The 11,741-nt window shown below is 60.1% G+C and carries 14 protein-coding genes; all 14 read right to left on the minus strand.

The annotated features are described in order from the left end of the window. Positions 1-14 precede the first annotated feature (14 nt). Entirely contained in the window at positions 15-734 is a 720-nt protein-coding gene (fabG, locus tag GZH91_RS09100; protein WP_147073591.1) for a 3-oxoacyl-ACP reductase FabG, read from the minus strand. Next, on the minus strand, positions 731-1,207 hold the full coding sequence (locus tag GZH91_RS09105) for a hotdog family protein (protein WP_147073589.1): 477 nt from the start codon (positions 1,205-1,207) through the stop codon (positions 731-733). Before GZH91_RS09105 ends, fabG begins: the two co-directional genes overlap by 4 nt. Continuing rightward, positions 1,201-1,995 carry a beta-ketoacyl synthase chain length factor gene (locus GZH91_RS09110; RefSeq protein ID WP_147073587.1) on the minus strand — a complete coding sequence of 265 codons (795 nt, stop codon included), beginning with the start codon at positions 1,993-1,995 and terminating at the stop codon, positions 1,201-1,203. Before GZH91_RS09110 ends, GZH91_RS09105 begins: the two co-directional genes overlap by 7 nt. Continuing rightward, positions 1,992-3,191 (minus strand): beta-ketoacyl-[acyl-carrier-protein] synthase family protein, encoded by a 1,200-nt coding sequence (locus GZH91_RS09115; protein WP_147073585.1) that lies wholly within the window; start codon positions 3,189-3,191, stop codon positions 1,992-1,994. The genes GZH91_RS09110 and GZH91_RS09115 overlap by 4 nt, the downstream gene beginning before the upstream one ends. 61 nt (positions 3,192-3,252) lie before the next feature. Next, entirely contained in the window at positions 3,253-3,945 is a 693-nt protein-coding gene (locus GZH91_RS09120) for a phosphatase PAP2 family protein (RefSeq protein WP_147073583.1), read from the minus strand. 39 nt (positions 3,946-3,984) lie between these two features. After that, complete coding sequence (locus tag GZH91_RS09125; protein WP_147073581.1) at positions 3,985-4,788, minus strand: polysaccharide deacetylase family protein; 804 nt, start codon at positions 4,786-4,788, stop codon at positions 3,985-3,987. After that, on the minus strand, positions 4,781-7,174 hold the full coding sequence (locus GZH91_RS09130) for an MMPL family transporter (RefSeq protein WP_170227449.1): 2,394 nt from the start codon (positions 7,172-7,174) through the stop codon (positions 4,781-4,783). The genes GZH91_RS09125 and GZH91_RS09130 overlap by 8 nt, the downstream gene beginning before the upstream one ends. Continuing rightward, the gene (locus tag GZH91_RS09135; RefSeq protein WP_147073580.1) at positions 7,171-7,782 is read right to left on the minus strand and encodes a LolA-related protein; all 612 of its coding nucleotides are present in this window, start codon (positions 7,780-7,782) and stop codon (positions 7,171-7,173) included. The genes GZH91_RS09130 and GZH91_RS09135 overlap by 4 nt, the downstream gene beginning before the upstream one ends. Continuing rightward, the gene (locus GZH91_RS09140) at positions 7,779-8,717 is read right to left on the minus strand and encodes an LpxL/LpxP family acyltransferase (protein ID WP_147073577.1); all 939 of its coding nucleotides are present in this window, start codon (positions 8,715-8,717) and stop codon (positions 7,779-7,781) included. Before GZH91_RS09140 ends, GZH91_RS09135 begins: the two co-directional genes overlap by 4 nt. Then, positions 8,714-9,019, minus strand: coding sequence for a 3-hydroxyacyl-ACP dehydratase FabZ family protein (locus tag GZH91_RS09145; protein WP_147073575.1), 306 nt, complete (start codon positions 9,017-9,019; stop codon positions 8,714-8,716). Before GZH91_RS09145 ends, GZH91_RS09140 begins: the two co-directional genes overlap by 4 nt. Beyond that, positions 9,016-10,359 carry an AMP-binding protein gene (locus tag GZH91_RS09150; protein WP_147073573.1) on the minus strand — a complete coding sequence of 448 codons (1,344 nt, stop codon included), beginning with the start codon at positions 10,357-10,359 and terminating at the stop codon, positions 9,016-9,018. Before GZH91_RS09150 ends, GZH91_RS09145 begins: the two co-directional genes overlap by 4 nt. An 18-nt stretch (positions 10,360-10,377) precedes the next feature. After that, positions 10,378-11,016 carry a COG4648 family protein gene (locus GZH91_RS09155; protein ID WP_147073571.1) on the minus strand — a complete coding sequence of 213 codons (639 nt, stop codon included), beginning with the start codon at positions 11,014-11,016 and terminating at the stop codon, positions 10,378-10,380. Continuing rightward, positions 11,016-11,306 carry a phosphopantetheine-binding protein gene (locus tag GZH91_RS09160; RefSeq protein WP_147073570.1) on the minus strand — a complete coding sequence of 97 codons (291 nt, stop codon included), beginning with the start codon at positions 11,304-11,306 and terminating at the stop codon, positions 11,016-11,018. The genes GZH91_RS09155 and GZH91_RS09160 overlap by 1 nt, the downstream gene beginning before the upstream one ends. A 197-nt stretch (positions 11,307-11,503) precedes the next feature. Then, positions 11,504-11,707, minus strand: a complete 204-nt coding sequence (locus GZH91_RS09165) for a hypothetical protein (protein ID WP_147073568.1) — start codon at positions 11,705-11,707, stop codon at positions 11,504-11,506. Positions 11,708-11,741 lie beyond the last annotated feature (34 nt).

Raw genomic sequence — 11,741 nt, forward strand, 5'->3', positions numbered from 1 at the left:
GTCGCCACTCACCGTTAAATCATGCCGCCGTTGATGGAGATAATCTGCGCGGTGATATAGGCCGCCTGGGTGGAGGCGAGAAACCCGATCAGGTCGGCAACTTCGCCGGGGGTACCGGCGCGCTTCATCGGCACCATGCGCGCGATGTCCTGGGCGTCGAACGCGGATTCGCTCATCGGGGTGTCGATAATGCCGGGCGCCACCGCGTTGACGGTGATGCCGCGGCTGGCGACTTCCCGTGCCAGCGATTTGGTCGCCGAATTCAGCGCCCCCTTGGCGGCGGAATAATTGACCTGGCCTGCATTGCCGGTCAGCGCGGCAATGGAAGACACATTGATGATGCGCCCCCAGCGGCTGCGGATCATCGGCATCAGCAGCGGCTGGGTGACGTTGAAAAAACCGTTGACGGAGACGTCGATCACCCGGTGCCACTGCTCGGCATGCATGCCGGGGAACACGGCGTCGTCATGGATGCCGGCATTGTTGACCAGAATCTGGATCGGCTGGTGTTCGACGAGGGGGGTCAACACATCGGTGACCGTGGTGCTGTCAGTCACATCAAATGCCAGCACCTGTGCACTGCCACCGCCTGCACAAATGGCATCGGCCAGCGTCTGCGCGGCTTGTAGTCCATGATTGGCATGAATGTAGACATGGCAGCCATCGGCAGCGAGACGGTGACAGATGGCCGCGCCTATGGCGCCGCTGCCGCCGGTAACCAGGGCATTTTTCATGGTGCGTCTCCTGAAGTGGGTGTGAGTGCGTCAGCATTGAGCACGACTGCGGCGCGGCCATCCAGCAGCAGGCGATCCGCTGCGCTGATGCTGAACTGATAAAGAATATTGTTTTCGCTGCGCGTGATGCAGCTGGCTTCCACCAGCAGATCGACGGCGATGTCGTCCAGTCGTGGCACGTATAGCTGTGTACCGCGCACGCTGACCAGATAGCCGACCCGTGCGCCGGTGCTGTCTGGCGGTGCCAGCAAGGCACCGTGCACGGCCATGGCCTGTGCCGCGTATTCGATACCGCAGGCGGCACCAAGCCGGCCGTGAGCGCGCAACGGGTTGTCGGCAGCGCGGTGGCTGCTGGCGCGACACCGGATGCGCTGCTGATCCCATACTTCAACGTAATCCAGCAGACACATGCTGCCCTGATGCGGGATGTGACGGGCAATCCAGGCGTGGTCCAGTCCGGTTTGATTCAGCACAGCGCGATTGCCACGGCGAGGCGCGTGCCATCGAGGTAATCCAGCACCACGTGCTGGTCTTGCCGCAGCGCGAGACTGCGTAACAGCGGCAGCCCACGCGCGGCGGGAATGGCGATGCGCAGGCTTTCGAGTGCGGCGTCGTCGAGCCGGTCTGCGCTGGCGTCAGTCAGGCTGACGCTGATTTGCGCCAATGCATGTGCGCTGCGTTGCGGGGCCAGCACCAGTGCAATGCCAAACGCATCAGGAATGGGGCGGGCGCTGTATAGCGGCTCCGGGTAAGCGGTGTCGCACGCCAGCAAAACGCTGCGGGTGTTATCCACCGCGACCTGGGTGAGCGCTTCCAGCAGTCCCGCGCCGAAGCTGGCGTCAAACGCACTCAATACCGATGAGGTGGTCATCGCACCGGTGGCGATGCTCCAATACCCGGCAGCAGCGTTATGCACTGAATTATGGAAACGGGTCGGGGAGATTTGCCGGTCATCCGAGGCAAGCATTTCGCAGATGGTATGGCAGTTTTCCCCATCGCCGCCAGACGAAGAAAACACGCTGGGCAGGCTGGCCGCATCGAGGCCGGCTGCAGCAATGGCTTGCAGCCCTGCCGCCAGGGTGAGTTTGACTATTGCGCCGCTGCGCCGGCGTTCTGCCGCTGGCAGCAAAGCGGGGGGGGGCAGGATGGTCTGGTGCGGCTGATAGGGCTGCTGGCCGCTAAGCACGGCCTGACTGCTTGGCCAGTCGGTCAAACCGGGGCCGAGCAAGCCGATGCCTTCGATGTAAGCGGTGAGTATCATGAATTGTCCGCCCGTCCAAAAATCAGGCTGCAATTGGTGCCGCCGAATCCAAACGAGTTGCTGAGCACGCGCATCACCGGCTGCTCTCGATTATCCAGCAGATAATCGAGAGCCAGCGCCGGGTCGAGTTGCCGGGTGTTCAGCCCGGCGGGCAGCAAGCCGTGTTGCAGCACCAGCGCGCAAATCACCGCCTCCACGCCACCGGCTGCACCCAGGGTGTGGCCGGTCGCACCTTTGGTGGAGCTGCATGGCGTGCCCGAGCCGAATACGGCAGCAACTGCCTTTCCCTCCGCTGCATCGTTGCTTTGGGTAGCGGTGCCGTGCAGGTTGATATAGTCAATTTCAGCTGACTTCAAACCTGCCATTTTCAGCGCATCCTGCATCGCCATGCGCGCACCCAGGCCATCCGGATGCGGCGATGACATGTGATAGGCATCGCTGGACTCGCCTATCCCGAGCAGCAGCACAGCATCGGCATCCAGGTGTTCCGGGGTGCGCTCCAGCAGCGCGAAGGCAGCCGCTTCACCAATCGAGATGCCGTTGCGTTGTGCATCGAATGGGCGGCATGCCTGTTCAGAAATCAGGCCGAGCGAGTTGAAGCCATACAGCGTCGTCAGACACAGCGAATCCACGCCTCCCACCACGGCCGCGTCTATCAGTCCCGCCGCCATCATGCGTCGCGCCGAAGCAAATACCTTGGCGCTGGACGAACACGCCGATGACACCACGACCGCCGGACCGCTCAGGCCAAAATAATGGCGCGTGAAATCCGCGACGGAAAAAGTATTGTGCGTGGTGCCATAAATAAAACCGGCTGGGAATGCGCCGCTCACCGGGTCGCGTTGCCGGTAGGCCAGCTCGGTTTGCAGAATGCCGGAAGTGCTGGTGCCGAGAAACACGCCAATGCGCTGCGCACCGTATTTTGCGATGGCAGCGCGCACCGCTTCGGCAAAGCCGTCCTGCATCAATCCCAGCAACGCGAGCCGGTTGTTGCGGCAATCAAAATCGGCCAGGCGCGCGGGAAGCTGCACCGCATCCACCCCTGCCACCTCGCCAATGAACGTCACCAGATCCACCGTATCAAACGCGCACGGCACCAGCCCGGCGCGACGCTGGCGCAGCGCGGCCTGGGTCTGGTCGAGGCCGCGACCGATGTTGCTGGTCGCGGTGAAATGGGAGAGCCAGAGCGGGTTCAAAGCAAAGCAAGCCAATCGTAAGTAAAGGAGGATTCTAGCAAATTCCAGTGGTTGGTCTGGATCAAATGGACGGGTGCTGGAGTTTACCGATTACGTCCGCGTCCATGCGAAATCGCAATGACAGATAGGCAGCCAGAACCCCCAGCACCAGACCGGCCAACACATCCACCGCCACATGCTGGCGGGTGGCCAGTGTGGAATAGATGATGCCGATACACCACATCCAATTGGAGATGAGTATCCACAGCGGCGCGCCAAAACGGCGCAGCAAGTGATGTAACCAGATACCCGAAAAAACGGCGGTGGTGACATGAAGCGAAGGGCAGGCATTGCCCGAGGCATCCATGTTTTTAAGGAAATCCACACCGGGATAGCGGGCCCAGTCGATATTGGCTGCGGGTACTGCCGTAGGCCAGAAGTAGAAGATGAGCAGCCCTGCGAGGCATGTCCCGGCCATGGCCATGCCATAGCCATACAGCTCGCGCCGCGTCGAAAGTAATGCCGGGGGCAGGGAAACATAGACCCACAGTGATATATACAGGGGCAAGGCCTGAGGCTGGAAGCCGATCAGGCGGTCCAGCAGGGTGATGGGCATCACCGTTGTCGGGTATGCCGGGTCTTTGAGCAAATAGAGGTAAGCACCGAAAAACAGGCTGATGAAAAGCGTCGTTCCGATACTTTTGAGATACCCATGCCTGGGTATTACCGCTGCAGCCTGACGGTACCATGGCGTCTGCTGACTATTTTCGTTCAAGGCTTGTTCTCCATGGGGGTGCTGCAATATTGGCACAAGTCACAAAAGGGCGTGACGCAGGGTGACAAAACGCAGATTAGCTGCTGCAGCGGAGGCCAGAACAGTGGGGAGCACTTCGAGAATAACAGGGATGCCGTCGGTCGTGCGTGCAGCGTTGCCATCGTGCACCAGCAAAATGGCGCCCGCTCGCAGGCCGCGTAACAACTTGTTTTTAACGCGTTCAACATCGCCGATCCGGGTGTCGAAACCGCGCGCTGACCAGCTGGCAAGCTGTAACCCCAATCGAGCGAGCACCGGGTCGAGAAAAGGATTGCGCAGGCCTGCTGGTGCGCGGAAAAACAAAGGGCGCTGGCCGGTAATCGTGGTGAGCGTATCCTGGGCGGCCTGCAATTCACGCAGGAAGCCGGAACGTCCCAGCAGCGCAAAATGATGGCGGTGATGCTGGCTGTGGTTTTCCACGGCATGGCCACGGCGCACGATTTCCCGGCACAAGTCCGGGTAACGCGCGGCTTTTTCACCGACGCAGAAAAAGGTGGCCTGGGCCGCGTAGCGATCCAGTATATCCAGTACCTGCGGGGTGACGACGGGATCGGGACCGTCGTCGATGGTCAGGGCGGTTTCATTTCTGGCGCTGGCAGCGGCGGGCAGTTGTGTCCAGTTCGGTCCCAGCCAGCGGCTGCGCGGCCACAGCCCGACCAGCGTGAGCAGAACGTGATTGGCAAGCACGGCGCCCAGTGCCCAGCGCCACTGCCCGGGTTTGGCGATCACTGCCAGCAAGGCCAGCACATGCAGCACGATGGTTGCGCGGATCAACAGCGTCGGTTGCCAGCGTGTATTACGCATGGGCTTTTCTGGCGAAAATCGCAGCATATATCAGTGCCAGAATGACGCCCGGTGCCACGGTGACACCCATTGCCTGCAATATCGACACATTGGAAAACGCCAGCAGGCCAAAACCTGCGACGGTAGTGAGGTTGGCAAACAGCATCGAGGCCAGGGTGCGCGGCGAGATGGTGTGGGCTATCGGTTTGGATTCAGCCAAGGCACCCTCTTCCGCTGGGAGCGGGTGATCGGGCCGGTCAAAAAACAGGGCGTAGTTGGAGCCTACCGCGACCACCAGCAGCAGGCCAACCAGATGCAGAATAATCAGCTGCTGGCCAAACAGGGCCAATCCCGCCGTGACGGTGATGACCGCGGCCGCCAGCGGCGCGATGATGCGTAGCACGCGCATGGGCGAGCGGAAAACCAGTAGCAGCAATCCGATAATGGCAACCAGCCCGCCGAGCGACAGCAGGATGGCTTCATGCAAGTAACCGGAATACAGGCGATCGGATTCGGCTTTCATGTCCACAAACAGCACATTGGGCAAACCCGTGGCGCCCAGCGCAGCGCGAATCCGGTCTGCGTTGATGCCGACATCTTTGGCTGCGGTAAGGGGCAATAAGGCACTCCAGTGGTGGTCCTGGCGGATGAGCAAGGCATCTACTGCCATGGCCATCGAGGTCGGTTCAAGATCGGACGCTTGCAGCAGGGGCTGGCTGCGCGCGGCTGCGACATCGGCAAGAAACGGCGTGAACAGTTGCGCGCGCACCGGCAAGCCCTGAATGGCCTGGGCAAGGCGCGTTTCCAGCACGGCGGAGGAGGGCAGGCTGGCCTGGCGCGCGCGCTGCGTCGCTGCGCTGGGAAGATAACGGCTGGGGCTTTCAAACCCGGCGAGTGCGCCTTGATCGACCTGCGTTTGCAGTACTGTGGAAACCTGTTCGGCGGAGCGCAATACGGCTTCCCGGCTCGCGCCGGACACCACCACCAGATAACGCACATCGGGTGCGCCCATGTCGGCGCGCAGGCTGGCATCCAGCGCCACATCGGCTTGCGATACCGGGCTTAACGAGGATATTTTGTCATCCCATAAACTGTTGCGATGCGCAAAGAGAACGGCACAGGCCACCAGCAGCAGTATCGCGGCTGGCCCGCGCAGTGCCGCAGCACGCTGTACCAGACGGGATAAGCCGACGCCGATAGCCGATACATCATGGATGCGAAAGTTCACCGGCAGCAGATGAGGCAAGACGAAGCGGGTTACCGCTGCGGCAGCGATCAGACCGGCAATCGCATACAGGCCGAGTTGCGCCAGACCCGGAAAGCCGGACAGCAGCAGCGCAGCAAAGCCGAATATCGAAGTCAGTACACCGAGGCGGATAGTGGGCCAGAAGCGCCGGATCCAGTCCTGCTGGTCGGAACCACCCTGTTCGGATTGCACAAACAGGTAGATTGAATAATCCACCGCCTCGCCGATCAGCGCGGTGCCAAACCCCAGGGTGATGCCGTGCACCACCCCAAAGCCCAGACTGACTGCGGCGATGCCTGCCAGCGCGCCGCTGATAACGGGCAAAAAACCCAATGCCAGTGCGGTGAAGGAGCGGTAAACCAGTAATAACAGCGTCGCGATGAGCACCACGCTGATAATGGACAGGCGGCTGACCTGACTTTTGATGGTGTCGCGCGACGTTACCGAAAACACGCCGGGGCCGGTCATCACCAGTGTGGCGGCAGGGCTTGCGCTGGATGCCGTGTCAAACGCGCGCCGGATGGCGGCCATGGCGCGTTGCTGGGCATCGGTATCGGAACCCGAAGCGCGCGTTTGCATCAGCATCAAGGCGCGCGCGCCGTCGCGTGATGCCCAGGCACCCTCAACCAGCTGCGGGTGAGTGCCGCTGTTGAGCTGGTCGAGTAGTTGCACCATTTCACCGGTCGGGTCGCGTGGCAGCAGCGACTTGACCAGCAGCCCGGCTGGCGAGGCGAGCAGGTCGATGCTGTCGCTCAGGGCTGCATGCAGGCCATCCACGCTGAAGCGTGCAGGCGTCACTGCCGGGCTTAGCAGGTAGCGGTGGTTGAACAGAAAAGCACGGTCGCGCTCGGCGCTGACGGGCTCGCCGTTATTGACGCTGACAAAGGCAGGATCGGCGCGCAGACGCTGGGCGATTTGTTTGGACAGCCTGGCACGGGTGGGCGCATCGGCGCCCTCGATGCCCACCAGAATAAGGCGCGAGGCCAGGCCGTCACGTATCTGCTCCAGCAGCAGTTGCTGCTCGGGGGTGGGGCTGCGCGGCAAAAATGCCGATAAATCTGTGGTGAACTGGCTGCGGCTGATGATGATGGCGCAGGTCAGGATAAACGCCAGCCACAGGGCTATCGCTGTCCGGCCGCGCCGCCCTGGGGCTTGCCTCACGGTGTGGCCAGCTTTGCGATGAGCATCAGCGAGCTGTCGCCGTCGGCCTGGGTGATTTCGATGCTGCGCACTGCGTCGCGCACCCCGGTAATACGGATGCGCCGCACCACTGCCTGCATTTTTTCATCCACCGGCAGTAGTTGCAGTGTCCAGTGTTCGGCTGTGCCGTCCAGGCTCAACCGGTAATTGCGCTCCAGTGCCTTGCGGTCACCCGCCAGGGTGCCGCGGATGCTGTCAATGAAGGCAGCCAGTTGCGGGTAATCCTGCAATTGCAGGCGATATTTCTGGCGGCCGCGCTCGATTACCAGGGTGCCCCCATCCATCGTCATGGATTCGGTTTTGGGTTTGAGGGTGCGCTTTTCCAGGTGGTCGGGTGCGCTGTAGAACAGTTCTCCGGAGGATTCCACCGGCTTGTCGAGCATGGCGATGGATTTCTTTTCGACAAAGCTGGCGTGGCCGGAACGGGTCTGCGCCAGGCCGCGCATGAGCTGATCGATATCCCAGTCGGCGGCGTGACTGACGGCAGGCAACAGCATCAGCGCTAGCACCGCGAGCATGCGCCGTATGGCGCGCAGTGAAAAAACAGGAGAGAAGGGCGGTGTCTTCATGATTTGGGAGGCATTGTAGTAGTTGCGGGCTGCCAGAAATCGAAAAAATTAAACCAGTTATACGGCGCCTTGCGGCAGTATTGATCCAGCAGCGCGGCATAACGGGTGATGGCCGCTTGCACAGCGGCATCGCGCTGCCCGCGCGCAACGGCAGAAAAATCCGCCAGGGTATCGAAATGGATGGCGTAACGGTTGCCGCCCAGATACAGCCCGGTCATGAATACCACCGGCCGCCGCAGCAATGCGGCCATGCGTAACGGTCCACCGGGCAAGTTCGCGTCAGCGCCGAGGATTTGCACAGGATAGAGGGTGTCGTTACCGGGGCTACGGTCGGCCAGCATGCCGACGACACAGCCGCCGTCCAGGCGTTCGCGCACCTTGAGCATGGAGTCAATGTGCCCCAGGCCAATGATATCCTGCACCGCCTCCGGATTAATGGCAGCCAGCATGGCGTTGATTTTTTGTGCATTATCCTCATGCATGACCATGGTGACGCGCAGATCCGTGTCTTTCCGGCCAAGCGCGCGGATCACTTCAAAGCTGCCCAGGTGCGCACCCATCAGGAACAGACCATTGCCTTCGGCAAGCAGGCGACGCAGCATGTCCTCGCCGTGCACTTCAAAATCGAACATATCGAAGCGGCGGTTGACCAGATAGACACGGTCATGGATGGTGGCGGCAAAAGTGAAAAAATGCTGGTACAGATCGCGCCAGCGGGCAGGCCGACCTAACGCACGCCTGAGATAATTGCCTGAAGCGCGGCGACTGGCTGGTGCAAACAACAGGAAATAACTGGCGATCAGGTGCAGCACACCACGCGCTGTGCGCCGTCCCAGATGCAGTGAAATCCATGTCATGACGCGCAACATGAGCATGTTGCTGCGCTCCGGGGTATGCACCCAGGCGGCGTGGCTGGCTGTCGGACGCGATGTCATTCAGGCAATCGCACCGCAATACTGCCGCTGGCAATTTTGCGCATGCCGGCCACGATGTCGAAACGTATCGTTCCGCTGGCCGAGATCACGTGCCGGATCACCAGTTCGTCGCCCGGATTTGCCGGGCTCAGGAATTTGACCGAACTGATCTCGCAACCCTCAAGCGCGATTCCGCTGGCGCTGGCAATTGCTTGAAGCGCTGTGTCCAGCAACACCACCCCGGGGAGAATGGGCGTGCCGGGGAAATGTCCGGCAAAGGCGGGATGATCTACCGGAACGCTCCAGTATGTGGCGTTATTCATGCGGATTCCCGTGCGCTGCGGGTCTGAAACAGGGCTTGCAGTGCTGCGCGCGGCAGTTTTCCTGTGCAGTTGCGTGGCAGCGCATCAACAAACAGCAGGGGGCGCGGCAGGAAAACCGGATCAATATGTTCACGGAGCGCCGCCAGCAGATGTGGCGCATCCATACCCGGAGCCACCACACACGCGGCAAGCCGTGTAATGTGATCCTGGCCGGTTTCGTCCGGCATGTAAAAGGCGCCATCCACCACGCCGGGTATGCTGTTGAGGAGGTGGTCGAGACTCGCCAGCGAATGCCGTTTGCCTGCGATATTGACCAGATCGGCCATGCGCCCGTGCAGTAAAAAATGCTCGTCTGTAATCGGTTCAATCATGTCGCTCATGGCAGTCAGGGTTTCGATGTGGCCGCCGCAAGCGCGCACCCCGTCACCCTCAGCGACCAGTTTTATCCCGGGAAGCAGTTGCCATTCTGCGCTTTGCGTGGGGCGGCGGGTAGCAATCAGGCCGGTTTCGGTACTGCCATAGATTTCCATGAGTGAGGTATTGCAACGTGCCTCGATGTCACAGGCAAGCTGGGCAGACAGCGGGGCAGTGGCGGATACCACCAATGCCAGCTCCGGCAATACCAGTCCCGCATCCAGCAGGGCACGCAGATGCACAGGCGAAGAAACCAGCACGCGCGGCGTGGGCACCGCCGCCAGCGCCTGGCAAATGTCAGCCGGGTAAAACGGCTGCGCATGGCTGAGGGCGTTGCCGCTGTGCCATGCCATCAGCACCGTGGATTCAAACCCGTACATGTGTTGCGGCGGTACGGTGCCAACCAGGGTGCAGCGCGTGTCATGCAGCAGCCCCAGCCGCCATGCCTCCGCCTGCACGCTGCTGACCAGCGCACCCCAGGTTTTGGGATGCGGTTGCGGGGTACCGGTGGAGCCTGAAGTGAATACCACCGCAATGTGCTGGCTGGCGTCAATTTGCGGAATGGCAAATGCTTCAGCCTGACTCGCGGTCATGGTTGGATAGCGCAGTTGTGGCAAATCCACCATGCACAGGTCGCTATCCGTCAAACAGAACACATCCGGTGCAAAAACCTTGATCTGGCGCACGGTTTCCGGTGTGTGGGTAGACGGCAACAGACTGACTTTGCCGGTCACAATAGCGGCCGCCAGACCCACGCTGAAGCGGTAACGGTCGCTGCACATATTAAGCAGGTGCCCCCTTGCTGGAAACTGTGCAGCAAGCTGACTGACTTCGGCGAGGAACTGACGCAGCGTGACGGCACCCTCGGCGCGCCAGGCGATGATGCTGTCAGGGGGGGCGTGGGATACCAGCGGAAATTGAGACATGATCAAGGCTACGGCAAGCTAGCGTGGGCGCGCCGAGTGATTCCGGAATGCACGTACCGCATCAAGGATGCGCATATTCTGGGTGTCGGGTAATAGCCACCTGCGTACCCAGTATTCGGCAATGAACATCAACGCAACCAGGGGGAAGGTCAGAAAATTGGAAAAAACCGACCATACGGCCAGCGGCGCCAGAAAAAACAGCAAAGTCGAAATCAATGCCATCGCGGCAAAAAACAGGGTCCAGGCTACAGTAACCTGACGTGCGTAATTTTCGTGCCGTGCCGTCAAGGGCGCATGCACGGCTTCTGCAAAGCGGGTACACAGGGGTTGACGTCCGGCGACCAAAGTGCGGGCAAAAGTCATGAACAGGATTAGCTGCATAGCCATATATTGCAGCCAGTAAACCAGGCCGAAATGGTGCTCAAGCGTCGACCAGCCAAACCACAATGCCGCACACGCCAGTACCAGCATGCCCAGCATCACGATACGCCGAGCTGAACGCCAGGCCAGTACCAGGGCAATCAAGACTAGCGGAGCAATGGCTACCAGTGCGCCCAAATTAGAGTTGCTTGCGGATTCATTGGTGTAATGAGCCAATACCGGATAGCCGATCACCAGCGCAGCAATACCCAGCCAGCGCAGGACGCGGAGCATCATTAGCGGGTTCTCTGCGTTGCGATATAGTCTGCAAGACTGCGTAGCGAACTGAAAATATGCTGATTGTCGGCACTGTCAGCACGTAGTTGCAGACCATAACGCTTGGATACCATCAGCGCGACTTCCAGCACATCAATCGAGTCCAGGCCCAGGCCATCACCATACAGCGGAGCATCGGGGGTGAGTTGATCTGCCGTGATCTCGAGGTTCAGACACTCGATCATCAGCTCGGCAACTTCACGTTGCAGATCTGCAGCACTTGAGACGGTAGGTTTCTGATTATCTTGCATGGTGTTTAATGAAGTGTATTGTGCCAGAAGCAGTAGGACGGCAAGCAGTTTATCGAAGGCGCATTTTACCCGCTGGAACCGGATTGCTTCAATAAATTAGATTATTTAACATAATATACATTATGCGAAGTTATATATAGGCTTCGTTTCAGACAATAGCCATGATTTTTAGCCTGTTTCGGTCGCCTGTTTCCCGATCAGGATTTGCACATGCGCTGATAGATGATCTGTGCATCCTGCTCTGCGCGCGCTTGGGTGCGCATGGATGGATCATCATCGTGAGCAATAAAAAAATCTGCCGCTTGCGCCTGCACGACCAGCTTGATTGCGGCAGTATCACTCAGATCGTACTTTTCCGTAATGAGCGTGGTGACTTCGTCGAGGTAGTCTTCATAGGTCATGCTGCAGTTCCATTTCTTTAACTTTAATAAGGGG

The sequence above is a fragment of the Sulfuriferula plumbiphila genome (genome assembly GCF_009938015.1).
Taxonomy (GTDB): Bacteria; Pseudomonadota; Gammaproteobacteria; order Burkholderiales; family Sulfuriferulaceae; genus Sulfuriferula; species Sulfuriferula plumbiphila.